Annotated in this window: 29 protein-coding genes; 10 read left to right on the forward strand and 19 right to left on the reverse strand. The window is 64.1% G+C overall.

The window, feature by feature from the left end; translation table 11 throughout:
• Positions 1-90: 90 nt before the first annotated feature.
• Entirely contained in the window at positions 91-486 is a 396-nt protein-coding gene (locus tag C5L14_RS14135) for a hypothetical protein (protein ID WP_146126910.1), read from the reverse strand.
• A 230-nt stretch (positions 487-716) separates the two neighbouring features.
• On the opposite strand from C5L14_RS14135, the gene rpsD reads away from it, so the two are divergent.
• Positions 717-1,334: a 30S ribosomal protein S4 gene (rpsD, locus tag C5L14_RS14140; RefSeq protein ID WP_105862709.1), complete on the forward strand. Its 618-nt coding sequence runs from the start codon at positions 717-719 to the stop codon at positions 1,332-1,334.
• Between the two features lie 291 nt (positions 1,335-1,625).
• Positions 1,626-2,264 carry a glutathione S-transferase family protein gene (locus C5L14_RS14145; protein WP_105862710.1) on the forward strand — a complete coding sequence of 213 codons (639 nt, stop codon included), beginning with the start codon at positions 1,626-1,628 and terminating at the stop codon, positions 2,262-2,264.
• Positions 2,265-2,276: 12 nt separating this feature from the next.
• Here the strand turns inward: C5L14_RS14145 and C5L14_RS14150 are convergent, their stop codons facing one another.
• Positions 2,277-3,203, reverse strand: a complete 927-nt coding sequence (locus C5L14_RS14150; protein WP_105862711.1) for a LysR family transcriptional regulator — start codon at positions 3,201-3,203, stop codon at positions 2,277-2,279.
• Between the two features lie 87 nt (positions 3,204-3,290).
• On the opposite strand from C5L14_RS14150, the gene C5L14_RS14155 reads away from it, so the two are divergent.
• The gene (locus C5L14_RS14155; RefSeq protein WP_105862712.1) at positions 3,291-4,202 is read left to right on the forward strand and encodes a DMT family transporter; all 912 of its coding nucleotides are present in this window, start codon (positions 3,291-3,293) and stop codon (positions 4,200-4,202) included.
• Between the two features lie 182 nt (positions 4,203-4,384).
• On the opposite strand, the gene C5L14_RS14160 is transcribed toward C5L14_RS14155, so the two are convergent.
• From C5L14_RS14160 to purL, 4 genes are all read right to left on the reverse strand, one after another.
• Positions 4,385-4,690 (reverse strand): putative quinol monooxygenase, encoded by a 306-nt coding sequence (locus tag C5L14_RS14160; protein ID WP_105862713.1) that lies wholly within the window; start codon positions 4,688-4,690, stop codon positions 4,385-4,387.
• A gap of 91 nt (positions 4,691-4,781) precedes the next feature.
• On the reverse strand, positions 4,782-5,123 hold the full coding sequence (gene grxD / locus C5L14_RS14165) for a Grx4 family monothiol glutaredoxin (protein ID WP_105862714.1): 342 nt from the start codon (positions 5,121-5,123) through the stop codon (positions 4,782-4,784).
• 104 nt (positions 5,124-5,227) lie between these two features.
• Positions 5,228-5,458 carry a BolA/IbaG family iron-sulfur metabolism protein gene (locus C5L14_RS14170; protein ID WP_105862715.1) on the reverse strand — a complete coding sequence of 77 codons (231 nt, stop codon included), beginning with the start codon at positions 5,456-5,458 and terminating at the stop codon, positions 5,228-5,230.
• Between the two features lie 16 nt (positions 5,459-5,474).
• The gene (purL, locus tag C5L14_RS14175; protein ID WP_181161173.1) at positions 5,475-7,697 is read right to left on the reverse strand and encodes a phosphoribosylformylglycinamidine synthase subunit PurL; all 2,223 of its coding nucleotides are present in this window, start codon (positions 7,695-7,697) and stop codon (positions 5,475-5,477) included.
• A 174-nt stretch (positions 7,698-7,871) separates the two neighbouring features.
• Here purL and C5L14_RS14180 point away from each other — a divergent pair, with 174 nt between their 5' ends.
• On the forward strand, positions 7,872-8,108 hold the full coding sequence (locus C5L14_RS14180; RefSeq protein WP_068294951.1) for an Lrp/AsnC ligand binding domain-containing protein: 237 nt from the start codon (positions 7,872-7,874) through the stop codon (positions 8,106-8,108).
• Between the two features lie 257 nt (positions 8,109-8,365).
• Here the strand turns inward: C5L14_RS14180 and C5L14_RS14185 are convergent, their stop codons facing one another.
• Entirely contained in the window at positions 8,366-8,830 is a 465-nt protein-coding gene (locus C5L14_RS14185) for a hypothetical protein (RefSeq protein ID WP_105862716.1), read from the reverse strand.
• A 461-nt stretch (positions 8,831-9,291) separates the two neighbouring features.
• On the opposite strand from C5L14_RS14185, the gene C5L14_RS14190 reads away from it, so the two are divergent.
• Positions 9,292-9,534 carry a hypothetical protein gene (locus C5L14_RS14190; protein WP_105862717.1) on the forward strand — a complete coding sequence of 81 codons (243 nt, stop codon included), beginning with the start codon at positions 9,292-9,294 and terminating at the stop codon, positions 9,532-9,534.
• 244 nt (positions 9,535-9,778) lie between these two features.
• Positions 9,779-10,069, forward strand: coding sequence for a hypothetical protein (locus C5L14_RS14195; protein WP_105862718.1), 291 nt, complete (start codon positions 9,779-9,781; stop codon positions 10,067-10,069).
• 530 nt (positions 10,070-10,599) lie between these two features.
• Here C5L14_RS14195 and C5L14_RS14205 read toward each other — a convergent pair.
• The 3 genes from C5L14_RS14205 to C5L14_RS14215 all read right to left on the reverse strand — a co-directional run bounded on the left by C5L14_RS14205 (position 10,600) and on the right by C5L14_RS14215 (position 13,393).
• A complete protein-coding gene (locus tag C5L14_RS14205) occupies positions 10,600-11,583 on the reverse strand; it encodes an asparaginase (protein ID WP_105862720.1) in 984 nt (327 codons plus the stop codon).
• Between the two features lie 30 nt (positions 11,584-11,613).
• Complete coding sequence (purQ, locus tag C5L14_RS14210; RefSeq protein WP_105863211.1) at positions 11,614-12,309, reverse strand: phosphoribosylformylglycinamidine synthase subunit PurQ; 696 nt, start codon at positions 12,307-12,309, stop codon at positions 11,614-11,616.
• Between the two features lie 136 nt (positions 12,310-12,445).
• On the reverse strand, positions 12,446-13,393 hold the full coding sequence (locus C5L14_RS14215) for a LysR substrate-binding domain-containing protein (protein WP_105863212.1): 948 nt from the start codon (positions 13,391-13,393) through the stop codon (positions 12,446-12,448).
• Positions 13,394-13,602: 209 nt separating this feature from the next.
• Here C5L14_RS14215 and C5L14_RS14220 point away from each other — a divergent pair, with 209 nt between their 5' ends.
• Positions 13,603-13,920 carry a DMT family transporter gene (locus C5L14_RS14220; RefSeq protein WP_105862721.1) on the forward strand — a complete coding sequence of 106 codons (318 nt, stop codon included), beginning with the start codon at positions 13,603-13,605 and terminating at the stop codon, positions 13,918-13,920.
• A gap of 34 nt (positions 13,921-13,954) precedes the next feature.
• Here C5L14_RS14220 and C5L14_RS14225 read toward each other — a convergent pair whose 3' ends face one another.
• The 5 genes from C5L14_RS14225 to purC all read right to left on the reverse strand — a co-directional run bounded on the left by C5L14_RS14225 (position 13,955) and on the right by purC (position 16,770).
• Positions 13,955-14,491, reverse strand: a complete 537-nt coding sequence (locus C5L14_RS14225; protein ID WP_105862722.1) for a hypothetical protein — start codon at positions 14,489-14,491, stop codon at positions 13,955-13,957.
• Positions 14,491-14,730 carry a phosphoribosylformylglycinamidine synthase subunit PurS gene (gene purS, locus C5L14_RS14230; RefSeq protein ID WP_105862723.1) on the reverse strand — a complete coding sequence of 80 codons (240 nt, stop codon included), beginning with the start codon at positions 14,728-14,730 and terminating at the stop codon, positions 14,491-14,493. Before purS ends, C5L14_RS14225 begins: the two co-directional genes overlap by 1 nt.
• Positions 14,731-14,794: 64 nt before the next feature.
• The gene (locus C5L14_RS14235) at positions 14,795-15,367 is read right to left on the reverse strand and encodes an RNA 2'-phosphotransferase (protein WP_105862724.1); all 573 of its coding nucleotides are present in this window, start codon (positions 15,365-15,367) and stop codon (positions 14,795-14,797) included.
• Positions 15,368-15,445: 78 nt separating this feature from the next.
• A complete protein-coding gene (locus tag C5L14_RS14240; RefSeq protein WP_146126911.1) occupies positions 15,446-15,988 on the reverse strand; it encodes a hypothetical protein in 543 nt (180 codons plus the stop codon).
• Positions 15,989-16,005: 17 nt separating this feature from the next.
• Positions 16,006-16,770 carry a phosphoribosylaminoimidazolesuccinocarboxamide synthase gene (gene purC / locus C5L14_RS14245; protein ID WP_105862726.1) on the reverse strand — a complete coding sequence of 255 codons (765 nt, stop codon included), beginning with the start codon at positions 16,768-16,770 and terminating at the stop codon, positions 16,006-16,008.
• 361 nt (positions 16,771-17,131) lie between these two features.
• Here purC and C5L14_RS14250 point away from each other — a divergent pair, with 361 nt between their 5' ends.
• Together C5L14_RS14250 and C5L14_RS14255 are read left to right on the forward strand one after the other, a co-directional pair.
• Positions 17,132-17,455, forward strand: coding sequence for a DUF1476 domain-containing protein (locus tag C5L14_RS14250; RefSeq protein ID WP_105862727.1), 324 nt, complete (start codon positions 17,132-17,134; stop codon positions 17,453-17,455).
• A 68-nt stretch (positions 17,456-17,523) separates the two neighbouring features.
• Positions 17,524-18,318 carry an HpcH/HpaI aldolase family protein gene (locus tag C5L14_RS14255; RefSeq protein WP_105862728.1) on the forward strand — a complete coding sequence of 265 codons (795 nt, stop codon included), beginning with the start codon at positions 17,524-17,526 and terminating at the stop codon, positions 18,316-18,318.
• 153 nt (positions 18,319-18,471) lie between these two features.
• Here the strand turns inward: C5L14_RS14255 and C5L14_RS14260 are convergent, their stop codons facing one another.
• The 4 genes from C5L14_RS14260 to C5L14_RS14275 form a co-directional block, all read right to left on the reverse strand.
• A complete protein-coding gene (locus C5L14_RS14260; protein WP_105862729.1) occupies positions 18,472-19,035 on the reverse strand; it encodes an RBBP9/YdeN family alpha/beta hydrolase in 564 nt (187 codons plus the stop codon).
• Positions 19,036-19,250: 215 nt separating this feature from the next.
• Positions 19,251-20,561, reverse strand: coding sequence for an adenylosuccinate lyase (gene purB, locus C5L14_RS14265; protein ID WP_105862730.1), 1,311 nt, complete (start codon positions 20,559-20,561; stop codon positions 19,251-19,253).
• A gap of 77 nt (positions 20,562-20,638) precedes the next feature.
• Entirely contained in the window at positions 20,639-21,310 is a 672-nt protein-coding gene (gene rpe / locus C5L14_RS14270) for a ribulose-phosphate 3-epimerase (RefSeq protein WP_105862731.1), read from the reverse strand.
• Positions 21,311-21,437: 127 nt separating this feature from the next.
• Positions 21,438-22,427 (reverse strand): P1 family peptidase, encoded by a 990-nt coding sequence (locus tag C5L14_RS14275; protein WP_105862732.1) that lies wholly within the window; start codon positions 22,425-22,427, stop codon positions 21,438-21,440.
• A 208-nt stretch (positions 22,428-22,635) separates the two neighbouring features.
• On the opposite strand from C5L14_RS14275, the gene C5L14_RS14280 reads away from it, so the two are divergent.
• Entirely contained in the window at positions 22,636-23,427 is a 792-nt protein-coding gene (locus tag C5L14_RS14280) for a cytochrome c biogenesis CcdA family protein (protein ID WP_105862733.1), read from the forward strand.
• Positions 23,428-23,602: the final 175 nt, after the last annotated feature.

Raw genomic sequence — 23,602 nt, forward strand, 5'->3', positions numbered from 1 at the left:
GGGCACGACGGAGCCGCCGTGCCAGCGGAACTGATTGAGGAAGAGCTGGCCGAACCGGGCGGGGTCCCCCGCGCTCTTCCGCGCTTTGCTCTATTCGACCGTCACGACGATGAAATCCTCGTAGATCTCGACATTGATCAGCGGTGATCCGTCGATGACGGCGTTGGCCGCGGAGGCGCTGATGCGGCCGCGATTGAGCATGCTTTCCAGCCGGGCGCGGTTTTCCTTGCTGGAGAAGAAGCGGTCGGATTCATCTTCCCGGTCGCGATGGTAGCCCAGGTAGAAGTTGGCGCGATCCTGCCGGATGATTGCGGCGACGGAGGTCAATCTTTCGCCGTTCGTATTGAAATGATCCGCGCTGGAGAGGCGGGCCGTATAGGTTTCGAGCGGTGCCGCGCTGGCAAAGCTCAACGACGCCGCCAGAAATGCGGCGGAGAGAGAAAGGGTTTTCATCAAAGAAGACTCACAAGTGCCGAGTTGGCCCAAGCTACTCACCCGCCATGTAGCTGTCGAGTTGCCCGGGATACAGGGGATCGGGTGCCGTCCTGGAATTGACATGCAGCGATCTTTCGACTAAGCGAACGCCACACGCGGGGCCTTCGGGTCCCGCGTGATGTTTTACGCTCCCGTGACGGCCGGTCTCCGGCTGTCTGTCGCCCGGGTTCCGGGAGAGGAGGGCGCGTTCCTCATAACTTCGCAAACCATAGAGGACGCGAATGTCGAAGCGCCATAACGCTAAGTACAAGATCGATCGCCGCCTTGGCGAGAATATCTGGGGTCGCCCCAAGAGCCCCGTCAACCGCCGCGAGTACGGCCCGGGCCAGCACGGCCAGCGCCGCAAGGGCAAGATGTCCGACTTCGGCACCCAGCTCCGCGCCAAGCAGAAGCTGAAGGGCTATTACGGCTCGATTTCGGAAAAGCAATTCCGCAAGATCTATGAAGAAGCCCGCCGCCTGAAGGGCGACAGCTCCGCCAACCTCATCGGCCTGCTCGAGCAGCGCCTGGATGCGGTGGTGTATCGCTCCAAGTTCGTGCCGACCGTGTTCGCTGCCCGCCAGTTCGTCAGCCACGGCCACGTCAAGGTCAATGGCCGCCGCGTCAACATCCCCTCCTACAAGGTGAAGCCGGGTGATGTCGTCGAGGTCAAGGAAGCCTCCAAGCAGCTCGTGCTGGTGCTCGAGGCCGTTGCTTCCGGCGAGCGTGACGTTCCCGACTACATCGAAGTCGATCATTCCAAGCTGACCGCCAAGTATGTCCGCGTTCCGACGCTGCAGGACGTGCCCTATCCGGTCCAGATGGAGCCGAACCTGGTCGTCGAATTCTATTCGCGCTAAGCGAATACGACCTGATACACGACAAAGGCCGCCATTTTGGCGGCCTTTTTTATTGCCGGTCGGGTTGTGCACGCTGGAAGGTCCGCAAATCGGGATGGCCGTATTGCAAAAAGATCATGCGACACGCCGGCTCAGTCGCTTATGGTCTGAACCGACGAGCCGGTGAAACAAGCAAGAACAGCGGCAGGGGTTGCACAGAACCAACAAGTAAGAGATTGGGGCGGTCTTCCCCGATCGCCGCATAATGTCGGGAGGTGGCCGGCCGCAGCCGGTCGATGCTAAGAGGTCTGTATGGTTTACACGCTTTGGGGCGAACCGGATTCCGGCTCTTTCATGGTCGAGGCCGCCTTGGCCGAGGCGGGGCAGGATGTTCATCTGATCGATATCGATCTGACCAAGGACGAGCAGCACAACGCTCAGTATCTGGCAATCAATCCGTTGGGTAAGATTCCGGCACTACGCTTCAACGACGGAACCACGATCGTACAGTCGGCCGCCATTCTGCTGGCATTGAGCGAGGAACACCCCGAAGCGCGCCTGATGCCGGCGCATGATGCCCCCGACCGTCGCCATGCCCTGCGCTGGCTGATCCATGTGGCGGCTGAAATCTATCCCCTCATCGAACTCTACGATTATCCCCTGCGTTTCGCTCCGCCCGAGACGCATGAGACAGCCATGCGTTCACGCGTGCGCCAGCGCATCCGTGAGCGCTGGCAACTGGTGGAGCAGGCAGCCAGTGCCGAAGGCAGCTTCCTGTTGTCGGGCTTTTCGGCCATCGATCTCGCCATCGCCGCCATCAGCAATTGGGCGATCGGCAATGAATGGCGGGCCAAGGAATGCCCGAAGCTCACCCGTATCACCGAAACCGTGGCACAGCGGCCCGTCATAGCGCCGATCTGGCGCCGGCATTTCGGCGAGCAGGAGAATTGAGCCTACCGCTTGCTAGCCCTTCCGGCCGGGGGCAGTAAAGCTGGAGATAGCCGCCTCGTCATGACCCGCCTCGCGCAGAAGGCGCACCGCGAGCTCCGCGGCCGGGCCTCGCAGAGCTTCGTCCGAGCGGATCAGATGAAAGGCCACGTGGTAATCGATCGTTCGGTCTGAAACCGGTACGAGGCGCCCCTCGTCGAGGGCGGCCGCCGACAGAGGCGGACGCGCCAGGGCGATGCCCAGCCCCTGGCAGCAGGCATCGATGACCAGGTTATAGTCCTCGAAACGGCGATCCTGGCCGCGCGGCACGTAGTCCACGCCTTCCGGCGCCAGCCAGCGCCGCCACCCCTCGATATTGGAATCGTGCAGGATCGGCAGCTCGAGCAGAGCCTGCGCGTCATTGCCGCGTCGCAGGCGTTCGGCAAGGGCAGGGGAGGCGATCGGGAAAGCCTTCTCCTGCCAGAGCTGGACGCCGCGCACGCCGGCCCAGGGCCCCTTGCCGCAGCGTATTGCCAGATCGCTGCCTTCGCCGAGATCCGCAAGGCGATGTTCGAGCACCAGTTCGAGATGGATGTCGCTGCCTTCCAGGCGGGCAAGGCGGCGAAACAGCCAGAGCGAGGCGACCGAAGGCGTCACCGACAGGCGCACCACGGCCTTGGCCCGGCGGGGAGACCAGCGCTCGCCGCTGTTGCCGAGCAGCGCCAGGGCTTCCTCCGTCCGGGCGAAGAAACGCATGCCCTCCGGCGTCAGGTTGACGCCGCGGGCCTTGCGCTCGAACAGGCGCACGCCCATCCAGCGCTCCAGGCGCGACACCTGGCGGGAGACGGCGCCATGGGTGACGCCGCTCTCCTCGGCCGCAGCCGAGAAGGAGCCGAGACGTGCCGCGCGCGCGAAGGTTTCGAGGGTATCGAGCGGTGGGAGACTGGGCGAGCTGTGAACCATAGACACAGAAGATCATTGATTGAGGTGCTTTTCAAGCACGCCGAAGGGGGATAGGTCACGGGGGGCACTGAGAGTCGGGAGACGATGATGAGCAGCATGGCCTGTGAAGCCGAGGCAACCAAAAAGAAGAGCGGATTCGACGCGGTCGCCTTCGGCGCCATTCTGGTGACCATTCTCTCCTGGGCCTCGTCCTTCGCGCTGATCCGCGTCTGCCTGACGGCCCTGACGCCGATGGAACTGGCCGCAGCGCGCTATGTCGCGGCCGGCGCCATCGGCCTGGCCTATCTGGCGGCTGTGCGCCCGCCCATGCCGCTGCCGCGGGACTTCCTGCGCCTTGCCATTGCCGCCATATTGTTCATTGCCGTCTATGCCGTGCTGCTCAATACTGGCGAGCAGACCGTGCCGGCCGGCCCGGCCAGCTTCATCATCAACACCATGCCGGTACTCACCGCCCTGATTGCGATCTTCGCCTTAGGCGAGCGTTTCGGACGCTGGGGCTGGGTCGGTACGGCGACCTCCTTCGCCGGCGTCGCTCTCATCGCGGTGGCGACGGATACGGGTTTCAAGCTCGATCCCAATGCGTTGATGATCTTCGGTGCCGCCGTCTGCGCCGCCGTGGCCAGCGTGTTGCAGAAGCCGCTGCTCGGGCGCTTTCCGGCCCTGGCGATCACCGCCTGGATCCTGTTCATCGGTGCCTTGCCGCTGCTTCCGGCGGTACCCGCCACGCTCCGGGCCTTGGCGGTCGCCGCCCCTGCCGAGGTGAACTGGGCTGTCGCCTATCTGGTGATCTTCCCGACCGCGATCGGCTATGTCACCTGGGCCATCGCCCTCAAGCGCCTTTCGGCGGCACGGGCGTCCAACTTCCTCTATGGCGTGCCACCGACGGCCACGCTGATCGGCTTCCTCTGGCTCGGCGAGGTGCCGACCCCTGTCGGCATGCTGGGCGGCGCGCTGGCGATCCTCGGCGTGGTGATCGTCAACGTCATGAAGGGGCGTTAGATCGCCTTCCAGAAAAGTTGACAGACTTTTCGATTAAGAAAACGCATCAAGACAAAGAGCTGGAGAACGTGCGATTCAGAGAAATCGCACGTTCTCTAGATTCGGTGGGCTTCAGACCAGTCCTATCGTGCCGGCGGGGTATGGCGTTTCCAGGCTGGTCTGAAGATCAGCCCCCACAGCCCTTACGTCGGGCGGGGCGTCCCGATCTCGTAGCAGTGCAGATTTCGCTCGCCGATGCCAAGAGCAGGCCAACTCGCCCGCCACTCGGCGATGTGCTGGGAGGCGAAATGACGGTCCAGGGCCGCGTGGTCGCGCCAGATCTCCTTCACGTGGATGAGACCCGCATCGAAGACATCCTCGGCATAGGAATATTCCTCGCAGCCCTCTTCGGCGCGGCTGCTCTCCACCATGCGTTTCATAGCCGGGCGCGCCAGGGACAAGTTGGCAGCCGGCAGGCGCACCGTGCCGACGATCAGCAATTTGCTCATGGGCCTCTCCGGCTTTTGTCCCGCCCAACGAAAAAGCCAGGCTGCGGGCCTGGCTTTGTTTCTGCGTCACATTCGCGGGCCGGCAAAGACGTCAGGCCTTGGCCGGAGCCTTTACCGGAATGTTCTTTTCCTGCAGGAAGGTTACCAGCTCGCCCGATTGGAACATTTCGCGGGCGATGTCGCAGCCGCCGACGAACTCGCCCTTGACGTAGAGCTGCGGCACCGTCGGCCAGTTCGAAAAATCCTTGATGCCGCTACGCAGATCCGGATTCTGCAGCACGTCGTGGTCCTTGTAGTCGACTCCGAGATAGTCGAGGATCTGCACGACCTGTCCGGAGAACCCGCACATCGGGAACGCCTTGTTGCCCTTCATGAAGAGCACGACGTCATTGGACTTGATTTCGTTTTCGATGAAGGTGGCGATGTCGCTCATGACTCAATCCCGATTGAGGTAATTCTCGATCTGAAACAGATAATGTCGAACATGTAAGCATGTCCGCGTCTAATGTCAGGGCTCAGCCTAACATAATTTATCGATCAGGGAGCACTCGTGGAAAGCGCAAGTGCGTGCAGCACGCCGCCCATCTTGCCCTTGAGCGCTGCATAGACCATCTGGTGCTGCTGGACGCGGGATTTGCCCCGGAACGCTTCGGAGATCACCGTCGCGGCGTAGTGATCGCCATCCCCGGCGAGATCGCGAATTTCGATCTTCGCGTCAGGAAAGCTTTCCTTGATCATCGCTTCAATGTCGGCGGCCGGCATCGGCATTGGAATTGAGTCCTCTTCAGGCGGCTTGGCGCGCCGAGCCCATCAAGGTCGGCAGGAACGATTCGTGGCGCTCGCTCAGCGCCGAAACCAGGATGGGCCGGCCTTCGGGCAGGATCAAGGCATCGCCGCCGGTTGTGCCCAGCGTGGTGACGGGCACGCCGGCCTCAGCTGCGGCCTTGGCGAAGGCCTCGGCCTTTTCGGCGGCAACGGCGACGACGTAGCGGGCCTGGTCCTCGCCATACCAGAAGGCATGCGGCTCGCTGCCCTGCGGCGCCTTCGACAGGTCGGCGCCGATGCCGCGCCCCAACGCCATTTCGGCGACGGCCACGGCAAGGCCGCCATCCGAAATGTCATGGCAGGTCTTGAGGTTTCCGGCACGGATCTGGCTGCGGATGAAGTCGCCATGGCGCTTTTCGACGGCCAGGTCGACCGGCGGCGGGGCGCCTTCTTCGCGCTTGAGGATCTCGGCAAGCCAGATGGACTGGCCGAGCCAGGTGCCGGGTCCGCCGACCAGCATGACGGTCTCGCCCTCGGCCTTGAAGGCGATCGAGGCCGTCACCGCGACGTCGTCGACAAGGCCGACCCCGCCGATTGTCGGGGTCGGCAGGATGCCACGGCCATTGGTTTCGTTGTAGAGCGAGACATTGCCCGAGACGATGGGGAAATCGAGGGCACGGCAGGCCTGTCCGATGCCGTCGAGGCAGCCAACGAACTGGCCCATGATGTCGGGACGCTCGGGATTGCCGAAATTGAGATTATCGGTCACGGCGAGCGGCAGGCCGCCCACGGCGGATATGTTGCGCCAGGCCTCTGCAACGGCCTGCTTGCCGCCCTCGACCGGATCGGCCTCGCAATAGCGCGGCGTCACGTCCGAGGTCATCGCCAGTCCCTTGGGGCCGTCGAGCACGCGCACGACTGCAGCGTCGCCGCCGGGCGTCTGGATCGAATTGCCGAGGATCAGCGTGTCATATTGCTCATAGACCCAGCGCTTGGAAGCCAGCTCCGGCGAGCCGATCAGGTTGAGCAGCACCTCGCCCGTCGACAGGTTCGTCTTGAGCGACGCGGGCTCGAGCACGGGCAGCTTGGGCGAGGGGACATGGGGGCGGTCATAGAGAGGCGCTTCGTCGCCGAGTTCCTTGATCGGCAGATCCGCCTTCAGGTCGCCATTGTGGAAGATGCGGAAGCGAAGATCGTCCGTGGTCTTGCCGACCACGGCGAAGTCGAGGCCCCATTTGCGGAAGATCGCCTCGGCCTCGGCCTCCTTGCCGGGCTTGAGCACCATGAGCATGCGCTCCTGGCTTTCCGACAGCATCATCTCATAGGCGGTCATGCCGCTCTCGCGCACCGGCACCTTGTCGAGATGGAGCTCGATGCCGAGATCGCCCTTGGCGCCCATCTCAACGGCGGAACAGGTGAGGCCGGCCGCGCCCATGTCCTGGATGGCGATGATGGCGTCGGTCGCCATCAGTTCCAGGCAGGCTTCCAGCAGCAGCTTTTCGGCAAAGGGATCGCCGACCTGCACGGTTGGGCGCTTTTCCTCGGAGTTGTCGTCGAATTCGGCCGAAGCCATGGTCGCGCCATGGATGCCGTCGCGGCCGGTCTTGGATCCCAAATAGACGATGGGATTTCCGACGCCGGTCGCCTTGGCGTAGAAGATCTTATCCTGCTCGGCGAGGCCGAGGGCAAAGGCGTTGACCAGGATGTTGCCGTCATAGCGGGTATGGAAGCGCACCTGGCCGCCGACCGTGGGCACGCCGAAGGAATTGCCGTAGCCGCCGACGCCGGCGACCACGCCGGAGACGAGGTGCTGGGTCTTGGGATGGTCGGGCGCACCAAAGGAGAGCGCGTTCATGCAGGCGATCGGGCGGGCGCCCATGGTGAAGACGTCGCGCAGGATGCCGCCCACGCCCGTGGTCGCGCCCTGATAGGGTTCGATATAGGACGGGTGGTTGTGGCTCTCCATCTTGAACACGGCGGCAAGGCCGTCGCCGATGTCGATGACGCCGGCATTCTCGCCCGGGCCCTGGATCACGCATTTGCCGGTGACCGGCAGCTTCTTCAGATGGAGGCGCGAGGACTTGTAGGAGCAATGCTCGTTCCACATCGCCGAGAAGATGCCGAGCTCGGTGAAGGTCGGCTCGCGTCCGATCAGATCCAGGATCCGCTGATACTCATCCGGCTTCAGCCCGTGCTGGGCGATGAGTTCGGCTGTGATGGCGGGTTCCGAGTGCACGGACATGCCGGGTCAGTCTCCTGTCAAGGCAATTTGCATGGTGTTCACGGCAGGCGATAGGGGTATCCGAGCCGAATGTAAACCATTGATCGCATGCAGGCGCCGCGATCCGCATTGACACCGCAACTTTGTTGGCCTTCCTGTGGGCGGACACTCGTTTCCAGTCTCGGAGTATCGGCGATGCGGACGTTTTTCGTGGAGATCAAATGCCAGCTCGGCCGCACCTATGAGGTCGCCAGCGCCCTGGCCGAGGCCGAAATCGCCTCGGAGATCTATTCGATCGCCGGCGACTTCGACGTGCTCGCCAAATTCTACGTCAATGACGATGTCGATATCGGTCATTTCGTCGGCGAGAAGGTGCAGTCCATCCCCGGTATCGCCAATACGCGCACGGTCCTGACCTATCGCGCCTTCTGAGGGCCGGCGGGACGTGCGAGGCCGCAAATGCAAATGGCGGCGCATAGGCCAATGCAGTTCACTTAAGCGTTTCGGGGTGCTCGACCTTTGTCATTGCCGGGCTTGACCCGGCAATCCAGCTCCCCGAGGGTTCATCCGTGCGGCTTCTGGGTAGCCGGGTCAAGCCCGGCTATGACAAATTCGGAGCGGTTCCTGCTTAAGTGAACCGTATTAGCCCATGGGCCGCCATTTTCTTCAATCGGATGAATGTAGCGCGTTCAGCTCTGGCCCATCGCCTCCGGCAGGGTCGCCCATTGCGTGACGCGATTGCCGTCGGCGCAACGCTCGGCCGCCTTGGTGCCGGAGATCACGTCGCCCGTATGGGAGCCATTGGTGACGATCAGGAAAACCTGCTGGCCGCTGCCGGAATCGGCGCTGACGCAGGCGGCATATTGGTCGGGATGGACTTTCGCTGCGGCCGGCGTGCGCCAGCCGTTAGAGATGCGGGCATCCGTGATGGTGCCGGGGACGAGTTGGGTCAGCTTGTGGGCAAGGGTTGCCCGGCCGGCCTGCGGCACGGGAAACTGCTGGGTGCCGTCCGCCGTGACGACCGGCTGCTGGTTGGAAACGTCCGGCCGGCTGGCTTCGCCGGAGCGCGGACCGCAAGCCGCCACCAGCAGTGAAAGGGCAACGGCTCCGGACAAGCCCCAAGCGAGACGCTGACGGGAAGAATGATGGTTCATATGCCTGCTCCAGTGCACCGAAATTAGAATCGCACCACCCCGGCGGGCTGGCAACCCGCTGTGTGCCTGCACACGACCTGATATGAATCACCGGCGCAGGATGTGCCATAACGCACATGCGATAGCAGATTCATGCAGAACTTCTGCGACTACGTTAACGAAGCGGCAGAACGCGAGAGAAATGCCTGCGCGCGGTTGGCATGGCTGAACCGCGGTGGAAGCATGCGGGCAGCCCGAATGACCAAGCTGTCGACGCGGTGACGCCGGACAATGGCCCCATTCACTGAATATACAGCGGCAATCCCAAGGGCGGAACCCCGCTGGTCCGGACGGCAGGCCTGATCTGCCGCCGCCGGCGTTGGTAATCACAAGGCATGGATGGCGATCTGCGCCGGACGCTTGCGTCCGCTGCCCGTGCGCTGCCGGCCGGTGGCTGTCCTTTCCAACCAAAGGAGAATTCGATGAGCAAGGTCAGAATAGTGGACGGCAATGGCGTCTGGCATTTCGTCAGCAGGGGTTGCGCCCTCGATATCGGCGTGAATCCGGGCGATGGCTATCACGTCTATCACCGTGACGACCGGCGCTGTTTGCCGGTGGCGCACAAGATCAAGCACCTGTTGGGCAAGCAGGTGGTCGTCGCGCCGCGTACCGAGGGGCAGATCAGCGAAGAGGAATTGCTCGAAGCCCTGGAGGCGGCCGCCTGAGGGGGCTGTTTCATGCAATGGTCACGCTTGAGGCAGACTATGGCCAGATTTCACGAGAAGAATGCGCCTCGGCAAAGCTCCTGACGCCGGGATGTGGGCGCCGGGCTGACAATGAGGCAGCCTGAGCGTTGGCCACGTTTCGAACCGCCTGCGGGGCGGGAGGCGATCAATGCCGACGGTGAGCAGGGCAGCCGTGACGTCACCCCGTCGACAGACAAGCCACTCAACCCGAAAGGACGACGCCATGAAGCTGACATCGGTGCGAATCGAACGCGCTCTGACCCAGATGGATGGCCGGGTCATTCCCGAATCCAATCCGATCGTGCAGGAACTCATCTCCATCTTCGGGGACCATACGTTCTTCGTTTCCAATGCGGGCCTCAGCACCGTGGAGCCCGTGGAGGCTAATGATGCCGAGCTCGACAAGGTTCGTATCGTCAGGTTGGCCAGATGGGCGGATGAGAGCAAGGCCAGCCTGGTGCCGCACCCGCCGATCAACACCGAAACGATGGTCACTCTCAGCGCAGCAGCCTGAGTCGTTCCCGGAGCTCCGAGATACTCCGGAGGATCATGGCGGCGTATGGGCCGCCATGATCACCAACTCCCGCAATCCCCAAATCGGGATTGTCCTGGGCTGACCTCTCAAAAAGGGAGGCCAAGATGATCGCGCCATTCCCATCGCATACCCAGGGCCACGGTTCGATCCGGGCCAACGCTGCGGGGCCCCGAGACCCGCAACCGGATCGGCCGTCCCCGGAAAGGCCTGACCCGTTCGACCCGGCTTCGCCGACCGAGATCCCCAAGCCGATACCCCAGCCGATCTGCCGCAGCTGCCGCCCGACGAGGTTCCGGTGCCGCAGGAGCCCCCGGACGTGCCGTTTCCTCGCGAAGTGGCGCCTTCTACCGATCGCCGATCTGGCGACCGATGACATGACTCGCGCCCGAGGGTGTGACTTGTAGCCCGGGATCCCTTCCCAGGGCTTCGGCCTAGCCAGGAATGACGGCATCGTCGAGGCTCTCCCTGCCGCTGACTGATGGCGAACTGCGCGATTCGACGTGCGGCTTCTATCCGCCCAGATATTCGATTTCCGCCCGCAACGCGTCTTGGTCGAGCCCCTGGCCGAGCAGGACGGCGGCGAGAAGCCGCGCCTTGTGGCCGCTGAGGTCCCCGGCGAAGATGGCCCCGGCGCGATGCAGATCGGTGGCTCCGCCATTGCCATAGACAGGCAGTACCCGCCCGCGCGGGCAGCGCGAGCAGATGATCACCGGAATGCCGCGCTTGATGACCTCCGCCACGGCCTTGGTCACCGATGGCGGCGTGTTGCCGCGCCCGAATCCTTCGAGCACGATGGCCTTGCTGCCGTGATCGGCGGCATAATGGAGATAGCCGCCGTCCATGCCCATGGCGAGGCGGATCAGCGTGACATTGGGCTCGATGGCGCTGGGGGCGTAGGCGCGCCGCAGCGCCGGGCGGCGATGCAGGCAGATGGCGCCCGCGTCGATTTCGCCGAGCTTGCCGTGCTCCCACGACATGAAGGTATCGGTGCGCGAGGTATGCGTCTTGCTCACGTCGCGAGCGGCGTGGAATTCCTGTTCGAAACAGATCATCGCGCCCAGCCCGCGGGCGGCGGGGGCCGCGGCGAGGCGGATGGAATCGGCAATGTTGCGCGGGCCGTCGGCATCCGGCTCATCGGCCGCACGCTGGGCCCCGGTGAAGACCACCGGCTTGTCCGAAGCGAGCAGGAGGTCGGCGAGATAGGCGCTCTCCTCCATGGTGTCGGTGCCGTGGGTGACGACGACGCCCTCGCAATCCTCCCGCGCGAGAAGTTCGTTGATGCGGGTGGCCAAGGCAAACGCCGTGGGAAGATCGATGGCGAAGCTGTTGAGGTTGCAGAACTCTTCGACCTCGATTTCGATCCCGGGAAGAGGATCGTGCAGCATGGCGCGCAGCGCCTGTCCGTCGAGACCGGCAACCACGTCGCCGGTGCTTTCGTCACGCCGGGAGGCGATCGTGCCGCCCGTCGTAATCAGATGAACCTTGCGCGTCATTGGCCTTCAATCTTGCATCGCCGTCGACGATCAGGCCGAAGCCATGGCGTTGACGACACTGGTAAACAGGCCACGGCCGTCCGTGCCGCCGGCCAGGGGATCGATCAGGTTTTCGGGATGCGGCATCATGCCCAGAACGCGTCGGTTGGCCGAATAGATGCCGGCGATATTGTTGAGCGAGCCGTTCGGATTGGTGGCGGCGCTGACCTTCCCCGCAGCGTCACAATAACGGAAAGCCACCAGGCCGTCGCCTTCGAGTTGCGTCAGGGTTTCGGGGCTGCAGAAATAATTGCCCTCCCCATGGGCCACGCAGACGTCGATGGCCTGCCCCTGGCGATAGCTGCTGGTATAGGCGGTATCGGTGCGCTCCACCCTGAGATGGACCCGCTTGCAGATGAATTTGAGATCGGCATTGCGCATCAGGACGCCGGGCAGCAGGCCGCCATCCGTGATGATCTGGAAGCCGTTGCAGATGCCGAGCACGAGGCCGCCCCGTTCGGCATGACGGCGGATGGCATCCATGATGGCGGCCCGGGCGGCGATGGCGCCGCAACGCAGATAGTCGCCATAGGAAAAGCCGCCCGGCAGCACGACCAGATCGGTTCCTGCCGGCAGGTCGGTGTCGGCGTGCCAGATCATCTCGACATGCGCGCCGGCCTGCTTGAGGGCCTTGGCCACGTCTCCTTCACGGTTGGAGCCGGGAAAAATGACGACAGCTGCTTTCATCGGATCCTGCTTATCGGTTGCGGCAGAGGAGGCTGGAGGCTTGGGCGTCCAGCCTCCCTCCATGCGTGCGCATATGGTTCCAGAGGGGGGGCTGGGTCAAGTGAAGAGTGGGCGCCAGGCTCCGAAACCGAGGCAATTACCGTGAATGCGCCGGCCTGCCGGTGGCTTCGGTGCCCATCGCCGGAGGCGCCACTTGGCGTTCGGCAAACTCGGCCAGGACCCAGTCTTTCAGCACGGCCACAGCCGGCCGGTTTTCCGCGCCTTCGGGATAGACGAAACTGAACTTCAGACCCTCCATGACCGGGCCGAAGGGCTGCACCAGCGCGCCGGAGGCAAGCTCGGCGGCGACCAGGGACAGGCTGAGCAAGGCGACGCCCTGGCCAGCGATGGCGGCCTGGATGGCGCTGCTTTCATCGTTGAAGCTGATGCCGCTGTCCGGATCGAGGTGCTCGATGCCGGCGCGCCGGGCCCAGGAGCGCCAATTCGGCACGTCCACCCGCGAGGCGATCGGACCCCAGTCGAAATGCAGCAGCGTCGCGCCGAGAAGGTCGGCCGGCTCACGCAGGCCCAGGCGATGGCTGCAGACAGGCGCGAATCTGTCCGTCAGCAGGGGCAGGGCGGTCATGCCGGCATAATGCCCGAGCCCGTAGCGGATGGCGGCATCGGCGTCGCCGGCATTGAGGTCCACCGTGTCGTCGGAGGCATGCAGGCGTAGATCCCAGCCCGGATGCAGGCTGCGCAGCGTGCCGACGCGCGGCACCAGCAGCTTTGCCGTGAAGGCGACGGTCGCCGACAGGGTCGCGATGCACCGCCGCGGGCGTTTCCTGACGGTTTCCACAGCCTCGGCCATGCTGTCCAGGGCGGCGCGCAGGGCAGGGTAGAGGCTGCGGCCCTCGACGGTCAGCAGGACCTTGCGCGTCTGGCGTTCGAACAGGGGAACGTCGAGATAGGCTTCGAGCTGGCGGATCTGGTGGCTGACGGCGGTGGCGGTGACGCCGAGTTCGGCAGCCGCCTTCTTGAAACTCTCCTGCCGCGCTGCGGCCTCGAAGGTGCGCAGGGAGGCGAGGGGCGGCAGGCGGCGCATCATCGCCCCCCATCCGGCTTGGCTTCATCCCGAGATCGTACCGTCATCTCCATGCGCATCATCACGTGAGCGATATCTTCATGCATGAAAGGAATTCATCCATCGCGTGAGAACTTCGAATTTGTTGGTTTGGAAGTCAATCACTTAATACGGCGGGGAAGGCTCATGACTCCCATGAGATGAATTGGATTTTGCAAAGGAAAGCCATTATGGCTTGGCTCTATCTGGCCGCAGCGGCGGTCTTCGAAGTGATTTTTGCCTTGAGCATGAAATATGCGGAGGGGTTCACCCGGCCGCTGCCGACGGCGATAACCGTCATCGCCGTGATCGGCGGTGTAGGTCTGCTGACCCTGGCTCTCAAGAGCCTGCCGGTCAGCGTCGCCTATCCGATCTGGACGGCGGTCGGGACGCTCGGAACCGTGGTCTTCGGTTACATCTTCCTGCGCGAGCCGCTCACGGCCATGAAGATCCTCAGCGCCGTCGCCATCGTCGCCGGTGTCGCCGGCCTCAAGGCCTCGACGGTATAACCTCGCCATGGCGGCGTTGATTGCGCCGCCAATCTCAGTCCGTCGGCTCGATCTTGTCGACAAGGCGATCGAACAACTTGAGGCCGGGCGGCGTCAGCTGGTCGGCCTTCATCCTTATTTCCAGCGTGCCGTTGTCGAAGCGCAGCAAGGCGATGGCGGCGGCCGTCTTTGCCAAGGCCCGGTCTTCGATGTCGTAAAGGCCGCGATAGCCCGTCATGCCGCCCGACACGATCGGTTCGACCGGCCCGCGGGGACGTATGCGCGAGCCGGGGGTAAGGCTCTGGATCCGCAGGTCGATCATGGCGCCGGTCGCAGCGCCCGGGCCAAAGGCGCCGAAACCCGGGCTTGGCAGGCCGCGCTCGTCAGACAGGAAGGTCGCGACCGCATGGGGCGGACACGTCGGGGCGGCACAGCGCAGGGCGAGCAGGGCCGGCGGCGCGGAAGCCTCCCTGACCCAGACGGTCTCGTCATAGCGCAGGCTGAAACCGCCGGTCTCGACAAGCTCTTCCGCGAGGCAGGCGCTGCCGGCTCCAACCAGGCACAGGACGGCTGCAAGCAGCCGGACCGGCATCAGGCGATATCGATGCTGTAGTTTTCGATCACCGTATTGGCGAGAAGCTTTTCGCATGCGGCCTTCAGCGTTTCGCGGGCGGTCTCGGCATCGGCCTGGCCGAGCTCGATGTCGAACACCTTGCCCTGGCGCACGCCATCGACATTCTTGATGCCGAGCGAGGCAAGAGCGCCCTCGATTGCCTTGCCCTGGGGGTCGAGGACGCCATTCTTGAGCGTAACGATCACACGGGCCTTCATTCGACACCTGCCTTCCAGCGAGAAAAAATCTTCGGCTTGCGCTTAAAGCAGTCCGAGCGATGGTTCAATCATTGCCTTGCCGACTGGAGCGGGAAAACGTCTCGAATACGCTCAGGAAATGCGGCGGTACGGCCTCGGTCAACCAGACGCCGTTGTCGCTTCGGTAGAATTGCGGCCCGGCCGCCTGCATTGCCTCAGCGTCGATCCGCAGGATGATCCAGGGCCCGGCGCGCCGCATGGCGACCTTTCGCGCCGTTTCGCGGTCGGCAGACAGATGCACGTGCTGGCGCGAGCGTTTTTCGAGGCCGGAAGAAAAGATGCCGGCTTGGTTGGACGCTGAGGTGCCATGCCACAATTCAGCTGGCGGTGCAGTGGCGGCAAGACCGAGATCGACAGCCACGCTGTGGCCCTGATTGGCGCGAATGCGCGTGCCGGTGATGATGAAGCGTTGCTTGTCGCTTTCCCTGACGACCCTTTCGATATCGGGCCGGCCCGCTCCCAATTGCTCGCCCGCGGCCCTGGCGAGATCGTCGATCTCGACCCAGCCCTGCGCATCGAGCGCCAAGCCGGCGGTCTCGGGTGCGTGACGGAGCACGAGGCTCATGAATTTGCTGAGTTTTTGTCGTCCATAGGCCATATCCGCTATCGTCCGTAGTGGCCGTCGCATCGCTCCTGCGGAAAAGCGTCGCGCCCTTTCCGAGACGATGTCCGGGTTCTATTGCGTTGCTTCGTCGATGAGTTTTCTGGCGATGCGCGGCTCACCGGCGATGACGACGATGAAGCTGGCCCCGCCCTCCTGGCGCTGGCCGACAGCATAGGCGTTGAAGTGATGGGATTTCTTGCCGCCGGTCATCGCCAGCTGGACCCCCCTCCAGTCGCCGGAAGCGAAACCGTCGACGCTAACCTTGGGTGGCGGCGTTTTGGTCTTGGGATCGGACTTGGCCAGCAGAGCGGCAAGCCGCCTGGGCTCGGACAGGGAGCGCTCGATCGCCAGGGCATCCGGGCCGGTCACGGTGAAACGCTCGATCGCCGCATCATAGCCGCAGCGCATTTTGGTGCAGAGCTGCAGCCCGTCGACACGGATGTTCTCACGCGAGACGAAGGCGCGCATCGGCAGCACCACCCACGATCCGGAGTCGGGCAGCGACACCGCCGGATCGCCGGCCCACAGGTCGAAAAGACTGCAGCCCGCAAGGGCGAGCAGGCCCATGCCAGCAAAAAGGGCTCGAACGCCGCGACGCGCGAGCCCCTTACGCATTGTTGCACTCGAGGCGATCACTGAACCAGCTTGGGCCCCTTGACGACGACATTGTCCATCTCGTTCATGATGCCGAGACGGCGGGCGACCTCCGTATAGGCCTCGACCAATCCGCCCATGTCGCGGCGGAAGCGGTCCTTGTCGAGCTTGTCGTTCGACTTGATGTCCCACAGGCGGCAGGAGTCCGGCGAGATCTCGTCCGCCAGGACGATGCGCATGATGTCGTTCTCCCACAGGCGGCCGCATTCGATCTTGAAATCGACCAGGCGAATGCCAACGCCGAGGAACAGGCCGGACAGGAAGTCGTTGACGCGGATGGCCAGCGCCATGATGTCGTCGAGCTCGGGCGGGCTGGCCCAGCCGAAAGCGGTGATGTGCTCTTCCGAGACCATCGGATCGTTGAGGGTATCGTTCTTGTAATAGAACTCGACGATCGAGCGGGGAAGCTGGGTGCCTTCCTCGATGCCCAGGCGCGTGGCGATGGAACCGGCGGCGACGTTGCGGACCACGATCTCGAGCGGAATGATCTCCACCTCGCGGATCAGCTGTTCACGCATGTTGAGGCGGCGGATGAAATGGGTGGGCACACCGATATCGTTGAGATTCTGGAACAGATATTCGGAAATGCGGTTGTTGAGGACGCCTTTACCGTCGATGACCTCGTGCTTCTTGGCATTGAATGCGGTGGCGTCGTCTTTGAAGTGCTGGATCAGCGTGCCGGGCTCGGGACCCTCATAGAGGACCTTCGCCTTGCCTTCGTAAATGCGGCGGCGGCGGTTCATCGGGATGTACCGTGGTTTGAGAAAATCCGTCAAAGGGCCTGGGCTCCTGGAAATGCGATCCGTGGCCGGCGCAATTGGCGATTCGATTTGCGGGAGCAAACCGGAGACACGGCCAACTTACCCGATCATGCCTCCGCGCACAATCTTCGTGCAGGCGAAGCGCCCGATCGGAACCAAGCTTCACGAATCAAGCCAAAGCACATTTGCTAGTGCCCGGCATGAGTGTAGTTTCAAGACGCCCGGCATCCTGGGGAGGAGAGGGCGTTACGGCGCATTAATTTGATTTGGGGATTGTGCGCCTATATGCAACAGGCATGGCCGGTCCTTCAAGGAAAACCGGCAGCTGAACAGGATTTAACGGATGACCACCTTCGACAAGCGGGAAGAGGCTTTCGAAAGCAAATTCGCCCATGACGAGGATCTGCGCTTCAAGGCGACGGCTCGCCGGAACAAGCTCCTTGGGCTGTGGGCCGCCGAGAAGCTCGGCCTTTCGGGCGACGAAGCCAACGCCTATGCCAAATCAGTCGTCCTGTCGGACTTCGAGGAAGCCGGCGACCATGACGTGGTGCGCAAGGTGCTCAGTGATTTCGCCGCGGCCAATCTCAGCATGAGCGAGCCGCAGGTCCGCCAGGCCATGACCGAATTGCTCGGCCGCGCCGTTCAGGAAATACAGAACGGCGTTTGACTGCCCTCAATCCATCTCTTGCGACGTCCCCTCCAGCGGGGCGTCGTAGCAATGCGATCGGAAATGCCATGACTGCCCCCACGCTGCGCGCCCGCCTCGCCAAAGGCGAAAAGATCTTTGCGGCCTGGATGGGGGCGGCTTATCCGCGCATCGCCGAGGCGCTCGGCCGGGCCGGCTTCGACGCCGTTATCATCGACCTGCAGCATGGCGAGGCGTCCTTCGGCGAAGCGCGCGATGCCATCAGCGCGGCGCATCTGGCCGGCACGCCGACGGGCGTGCGGGTCGGCCTGGACGGTTTCGGTGACGCAGCACGGCTCTACGACGTCGGCGCTGAGTTCGCCATCCTGCCGATGATCAATTCGGTGGAGGATGCCCGCCGGCTCGTCGACACGCTGAAATACCCGCCGGTCGGCGGACGGAGCTGGGGCGGAACCCGAGCCATTTCGCTGTTCGGCGCCGAGACCGAGGCCTATCGTAGCGTCGCGAACGACCGACTTATTGCGCTGGCGATGATCGAAACGCGGCAGGCTGCCGACGCGCTCGAGGAGATTCTCGACGTGCCTGGGCTCGATGGCGTGTTCGTCGGGCCGAGCGACCTGTCGATCAGCCTGAGCAACGGCGCCAGGCTCGATCATCAACTGCCGGAATCGGTCGAGGTGATCAACCGGGTTCTCGCTGCCGCCAAGGCCCGCAACAAGCTGACGGCGATCTATTGCGGCAGTGGCGAAGCGGCGGCCCGTAACGCCGAGCTCGGCTTCGACATCATGGGCATCGGCTCGGACTGGGCTTTCCTGACGGCTGGCGCCCAGGCCGCCTTGAAGGCCGCGCGCGGCCATGCGGGGCCGAGCGGCCCGAATTATTGAGATTTGCCTGGAGCGCGGATTTGGAGGGTCGATCTCCGGATCGACCGTCTTCGCCCTCCTCCCTGACTTGCCGTCCCCTTCCCAGGATCTTCGACCCCGCCGGGCATGACAGAGCGCATCGCACAAACGGGGCAGTAATTTGGCGAGCTGGTATTACTGGCTCTCGTGCCTGAGCTTCGACAGGAAGGACGCCAGGCGCAGCAGGCCTTCGGGCCAGGGGCCGTGACCGGACTCCACATTGATATGGCCGGCTTCGCCCGCATCGACGAATTCGCTGTTCCAGGCTTCGGCAAAGGAGCTGGCGCGATTGATGTCGCAATAGGGATCGTTGCGGCTCGCCACCAGCAGCGAGGGGAAGGGCAGGGCCGTCATCGGGATTGGATTGAAATCGAGATCATAGCCGGGCAGCAGATCCGGCTTGTCCCAATCGGAGGGCGCCACCAGCATTGCGCCGATGACATGCCCTTTCAGACGCTCGGCCGCGAATACGGTGGTGATCACGCCAATCGAATGCGCGATGACGATGGCCGGCCGGCTCGATGTCTCGACATTCTCGACGAGCCTGCTTACCCAGGCTTCGCGCTCGGGATGATCCCAATCATCCTGCTGGACCCGGCGGGCCGTCGAGAGCTTGGCCTGCCAGCGTGACTGCCAATGATCCGGGCCGGAATTGCCGAGGCCCGGCACGATCAGGATGTCGGCGTCGGAAATGCGCACGTCGATGTTCTCCGGCTCGGTTGGTAGGCACTTCAGCCAAGCAGATCGAGCCCGTCTCGACTCAAGATCATGGCTCCATTCTAGAGCATCGTACCGAAAAGCGGACACCGGTTTTCGGTAAAACGACCCTGCGGGAACGAGGCGGCGGGCCGGAAGCCGAAATGCTCCCGCAGCGCCGCTCATCCATAACGTCCAAGCGAACGCTCGGGCTCCGCTCAGGTTGCGGCGCCGAAGACGCGACCGAAGATCGTGTCGACATGCTTGAAGTGATAGCCCTCGTCGAACATCGCCTCGAGGGCCGCGTCCGACAATTTGGCCGAGACTTCCGGATCAGCCTTGAGGAAGGCGAGGAAATCGCCCTCGCCGCGCCAGACCTTCATGGCGTTGCGCTGGACCAGACGGTAGGAATCCTCGCGGCTGGCGCCGGCCTGGGTGAGGGCCAGCAGCACACGCTGCGAATTGTGCAGGCCGCCGAGACGGTCGAGATTGCGGCGCATGTTTTCGGGATAGATCACCAGCTTGTCGATCACGCCGGCCAGGCGCGCGAGCGCGAAGTCCAGGGTCACGGTCGCATCCGGGCCGATCATGCGTTCGACCGAGGAGTGGGAGATGTCGCGCTCATGCCAGAGCGCCACATTCTCCAGCGCCGGTGTCACGGCCGAGCGTACGATGCGGGCGAGGCCGGTGAGGTTTTCCGTCAGCACGGGGTTGCGCTTGTGCGGCATGGCCGACGAGCCCTTCTGGCCGGCGGAGAAGAACTCCTCGGCTTCCAGCACTTCGGTGCGCTGCAGGTGGCGGATCTCGGTGGCGAGGCGCTCGATCGAGGAGGCGACCACGCCGAGCGTCGCAAAGAACATCGCATGCCGGTCGCGCGGGATCACCTGGGTCGAGACCGGTTCAACGGCAAGGCCCATCTTCTCGGCGACATAGGCTTCCACCGCCGGATCGATATTGGCGAAGGTGCCGACGGCGCCGGAGATTGCGCAGGTGGCGATTTCCTTGCGCGCGGCGACGAGGCGCTCGCGGTTGCGCGAGAATTCGGCATAGGCCTGGGCGAGCTTGAGGCCGAAGGTGACCGGCTCGGCATGGATGCCGTGGCTGCGCCCGATGGTGGGCGTATATTTATGCTCGATGGCGCGCTTGCGCAGCGCCGCGAGGACCTCGTCGACATCGGCGATCAGCAGATCGGCTGCCCGCGACAGCTGGACGGCGAGACAGGTGTCGAGCACGTCCGAAGAGGTCATGCCCTGATGCAGGAAGCGCGCTTCCGGGCCGACGATCTCGCCGAGATGGGTGAGGAAGGCGATGACGTCGTGCTTTACTTCCCGTTCGATCTCGTCGATCCGGGCTACGTCGAAGGTGGCATCCCTGGCTTTCTCCCAAACCTTGGCAGCCGCCTCCTTGGGCACGACGCCAAGCTCAGCCAGCTTGTCGGTGGCGTGGGCCTCGATCTCGAACCAGATACGGAAACGGGACTGCTCCGCCCAGATGGAGACCATTTGCGGGCGGCTGTAGCGTGGGATCATGGGAGAAAGTCCTTTCGCGCCCCTTTTAGGCGCGGATGCCGGGAAAGTGAAACGCAAATCTGCGGAAGGAGAAGATGTCAGAGAGCCGCCGTCGCGGCTTCGCGAATGGCGCCGATGTTGGCGGCATAGGCGGCCGGACCGCCCTTGAACACATAGGAGCCTGCGACCAGCGCATTGGCGCCGGCCCGCACCACGAGCGGCGCGGTCTCGGGCGTGATCCCGCCATCGACCTCGATATCGATGTCGCGCTTGCCGACCCGTGCCCGGATGGCGGCGATCTTCGACAAGGTCTCGGGAATGAAGGCCTGGCCCCCAAAGCCGGGATTGACCGTCATCACCAGGATGAGATCGGCGAGGTCGAGCACATAGTCGACCACTTCCGGCGATGTGCCCGGATTGATCGCCACGCCGGCCCGCTTACCGAGCTTCCTGATATGCTGCAGCGAGCGGTGGAGATGCGGGCCGGCCTCGGCGTGGACGGTGATTGTATCGCAGCCGGCCTTGGCGAAATCCTCCAGATAGGGATCGGCTGGCGAGATCATCAGATGGGCGTCGAGCTTGGTGGTGACATGCGGCCGCAGGGCAGCGGCGACGCCGGGGCCGATGGTGAGGTTGGGCACGAAATGCCCGTCCATCACGTCGTAATGTACCCAATCCGCGCCAGCCTCCTCGATCGCCCGCACTTCCGCGCCGAGTGCGGCGAAATCGGCCGAGAGAATGGAAGGGGCGATGATGATGGGGCGGGGCATGGCGGATCCTCGGCTGTGACGGTCGCAGTGAACGGGCAGTACCTGCCAGAGCCGGCCAGCCATTGCAATCGTTGAGGAAGCATCCTTCCGGGACCGAGGACGATCACCTTCCTTGCAGGGGACTCCGTCATCGCCCTCCGAAACGATCCCGCCAACTCGGAAGAGCGCCGGGGAAGGGCAGGGCGCCCGCCTCGTAGACGGCGCGGGCACAGGCCCTCGCCAGCGCATGCGCCGCAGCCGTGCCGAGGGCGATCAGATCTCCGATGGGGTCGGCCAACGCCACATGCCCTGTAGCCGCGGCAAATACCGTGTCGCCGTCGAGCGGGGTATGGACCGGATGGATCGCCCGGGCGAGGCCATCCTGCGCCATCACGGCAAAATGCTTGGCCTGGGCCTTGGTGAGCACGGCATCCGTCGCCACCACGGCGATCGTGGTGTTACCGGCCTGCATGGCCTTGTGGCGCAGGGCCAGGGCATCGACCGGCCATGAAGCCGGCGGACCGAGATCGCCGAACTCCCCTGCCTGCTCGTAGGGCGCCGCCCAGAAATGGGGGCCGTCGCCGATGGTGACGCTGCCGAGCGCATTGACGGCGACCAGCGCCCCGACGGTGTGAAGCCCACAACGGGCGGAGGCCGATCCGAGCCCACCCTTCAGGCCGGCCGTGGTGGCTCCCAGCCCGGCGCCCGCCGATCCCAGCGCGAAGGTGCCGGCAGCCACCTCGGCTGCGGCGAAGCCGAGTTCACGATAGGGCGGATACCGCCCCCATTTCTTGTTGCCGCCGTTGAGGAGGTCGAACAGGATGGCACCGGGCACGATCGGAACCCTGACGGCGCCGACCTGGAAGCCGCGGCCCCGCTCGGCCAGGCAGGCTCCGATCCCGGCGCCGGCCTCCAGGCCGAAAGCCGAACCGCCCGACAGGGCGATGGCGTCGATCCGCTCGACCGTCCGCTCCAGGGCGAGCAGGTCGGTTTCCCGCGTTCCCGGGGCGCCGCCGCGCACGTCGACGGCGGCGACCGCCGGCTCCTCGAACACCACCGCCGTCGTGCCGGACGCGATCCCGTAATCCTCGGCATTGCCGACCAGCACGCCGGCGACATCCGTGATGAGATTGCGCATGAATCAGCCTCCGCTTGCCGGCAGCTTCGCACCGCCTTGCAGGCGAGACAATCGGCCTCGTGGCGGAGCAACCCTGCGACATCACTTCCGATCACGAGACAGGGAGTTCGACGAAACGGGCTTGGGCAAAAGGCGTGGGCGCGCTAGAGCAGGGGCTTCGCCGCCGGAAGGCGGTGTCGACGCGTGAATGCCTGTTCTGGATGGGTCCATGGCCGATATTACCTTGCCTGCCGTGTTCGTGGCCGGCCTGTTCTCCTTCCTCTCGCCCTGCGTGCTGCCGCTGGTGCCGCCCTATCTGACCTTCCTCGCCGGCTCCACGCTGGACGAGATGACGGGGCAGACCATCGACAAGGACGTGCGCCGGCGTGCGGTGATCTCGGCCCTGTGCTTCATGGCAGGCCTTGCCACCATCTTCATCTCGCTCGGCGCCGGGGCTTCCTATCTGCTGGTCCTGCGCCGGGCGATGGCCAATGGCCTCGGCAGCCTGGCCGAGAAGGGCATCCTTCCGGCCTCCTGGGCCAATTCGATCGATCCCTTCTATCTGCTGGCAGGCATCGTCATCATCGCCATGGGCCTGCACTTTCTGGGCATCCTGCGCATCTCCCTGCTCTATCGCCAGGCGCGCCTGCAGGCCGGCGCCGGCTCCGGCCCGTGGGGAGCCTTCGTGATGGGGCTGGCCTTCGCCTTTGGCTGGACGCCCTGCATCGGACCGGTTCTCGGAACGGTGATCGCCGTGGCCGGCAAGGATGGCAGCGTCAGCCAGGGCGTGACCTTGCTCGCTGTCTATACGCTCGGCCTGGGACTGCCCTTCGTAGTGGCTGCCTTTGCCATGAACCCCTTCATGCGCTTCCTGCGGACGTTCCGAGCCCACCTCGGCACGGTGGAGAAGGCGATGGGCGGGTTGCTGGTGGTCGCCGGCATTGCCTTTCTGACCGGTGGCATGGCCGATTTTGCCATCTGGCTGCAGAACACCTTTCCGATCCTCAGCAAGCTCGGCTGAAACCTGGGTTCGCGGACGTCTCGTCCGCTTCTTTCTTCCTTTCAGGCGCCAGTCGCCCGAGAGCGGACGAGACGTCCGCGCACCCGAAAAGATGTCCGTCCAGAACGGTTCGGGATTGCGGCCATGTTGCGCAAATAAAAACCCGCCCCGGCGGAGCCGAGGCGGGTGATGTTTC

It is taken from the genome of Labrys okinawensis (genome assembly GCF_002982075.1).
Classification (GTDB): Bacteria; Pseudomonadota; Alphaproteobacteria; order Rhizobiales; family Labraceae; genus Labrys; species Labrys okinawensis_A.

Bases quoted from the DNA above. Each gene is read 5' to 3' on its own strand.
- rpsD (WP_105862709.1), top strand. From the start codon at position 717: ATGTCGAAGCGCCATAACGCTAAGTACAAGATCGATCGCCGCCTTGGC.
- C5L14_RS14145 (WP_105862710.1), top strand. From the start codon at position 1,626: ATGGTTTACACGCTTTGGGGCGAACCGGATTCCGGCTCTTTCATGGTC.
- C5L14_RS14150 (WP_105862711.1), bottom strand. From the start codon at position 3,203: ATGGTTCACAGCTCGCCCAGTCTCCCACCGCTCGATACCCTCGAAACC.
- C5L14_RS14155 (WP_105862712.1), top strand. From the start codon at position 3,291: ATGAGCAGCATGGCCTGTGAAGCCGAGGCAACCAAAAAGAAGAGCGGA.
- C5L14_RS14160 (WP_105862713.1), bottom strand. From the start codon at position 4,690: ATGAGCAAATTGCTGATCGTCGGCACGGTGCGCCTGCCGGCTGCCAAC.
- grxD (WP_105862714.1), bottom strand. From the start codon at position 5,123: ATGAGCGACATCGCCACCTTCATCGAAAACGAAATCAAGTCCAATGAC.
- C5L14_RS14170 (WP_105862715.1), bottom strand. From the start codon at position 5,458: ATGCCGATGCCGGCCGCCGACATTGAAGCGATGATCAAGGAAAGCTTT.
- purL (WP_181161173.1), bottom strand. From the start codon at position 7,697: ATGTCCGTGCACTCGGAACCCGCCATCACAGCCGAACTCATCGCCCAG.
- C5L14_RS14180 (WP_068294951.1), top strand. From the start codon at position 7,872: ATGCGGACGTTTTTCGTGGAGATCAAATGCCAGCTCGGCCGCACCTAT.
- C5L14_RS14185 (WP_105862716.1), bottom strand. From the start codon at position 8,830: ATGAACCATCATTCTTCCCGTCAGCGTCTCGCTTGGGGCTTGTCCGGA.
- C5L14_RS14190 (WP_105862717.1), top strand. From the start codon at position 9,292: ATGAGCAAGGTCAGAATAGTGGACGGCAATGGCGTCTGGCATTTCGTC.
- C5L14_RS14195 (WP_105862718.1), top strand. From the start codon at position 9,779: ATGAAGCTGACATCGGTGCGAATCGAACGCGCTCTGACCCAGATGGAT.
- C5L14_RS14205 (WP_105862720.1), bottom strand. From the start codon at position 11,583: ATGACGCGCAAGGTTCATCTGATTACGACGGGCGGCACGATCGCCTCC.
- purQ (WP_105863211.1), bottom strand. From the start codon at position 12,309: ATGAAAGCAGCTGTCGTCATTTTTCCCGGCTCCAACCGTGAAGGAGAC.
- C5L14_RS14215 (WP_105863212.1), bottom strand. From the start codon at position 13,393: ATGCGCCGCCTGCCGCCCCTCGCCTCCCTGCGCACCTTCGAGGCCGCA.
- C5L14_RS14220 (WP_105862721.1), top strand. From the start codon at position 13,603: ATGGCTTGGCTCTATCTGGCCGCAGCGGCGGTCTTCGAAGTGATTTTT.
- C5L14_RS14225 (WP_105862722.1), bottom strand. From the start codon at position 14,491: ATGCCGGTCCGGCTGCTTGCAGCCGTCCTGTGCCTGGTTGGAGCCGGC.
- purS (WP_105862723.1), bottom strand. From the start codon at position 14,730: ATGAAGGCCCGTGTGATCGTTACGCTCAAGAATGGCGTCCTCGACCCC.
- C5L14_RS14235 (WP_105862724.1), bottom strand. From the start codon at position 15,367: ATGGCCTATGGACGACAAAAACTCAGCAAATTCATGAGCCTCGTGCTC.
- C5L14_RS14240 (WP_146126911.1), bottom strand. From the start codon at position 15,988: ATGCGTAAGGGGCTCGCGCGTCGCGGCGTTCGAGCCCTTTTTGCTGGC.
- purC (WP_105862726.1), bottom strand. From the start codon at position 16,770: ATGAACCGCCGCCGCCGCATTTACGAAGGCAAGGCGAAGGTCCTCTAT.
- C5L14_RS14250 (WP_105862727.1), top strand. From the start codon at position 17,132: ATGACCACCTTCGACAAGCGGGAAGAGGCTTTCGAAAGCAAATTCGCC.
- C5L14_RS14255 (WP_105862728.1), top strand. From the start codon at position 17,524: ATGACTGCCCCCACGCTGCGCGCCCGCCTCGCCAAAGGCGAAAAGATC.
- purB (WP_105862730.1), bottom strand. From the start codon at position 20,561: ATGATCCCACGCTACAGCCGCCCGCAAATGGTCTCCATCTGGGCGGAG.
- rpe (WP_105862731.1), bottom strand. From the start codon at position 21,310: ATGCCCCGCCCCATCATCATCGCCCCTTCCATTCTCTCGGCCGATTTC.
- C5L14_RS14275 (WP_105862732.1), bottom strand. From the start codon at position 22,427: ATGCGCAATCTCATCACGGATGTCGCCGGCGTGCTGGTCGGCAATGCC.
- C5L14_RS14280 (WP_105862733.1), top strand. From the start codon at position 22,636: ATGGCCGATATTACCTTGCCTGCCGTGTTCGTGGCCGGCCTGTTCTCC.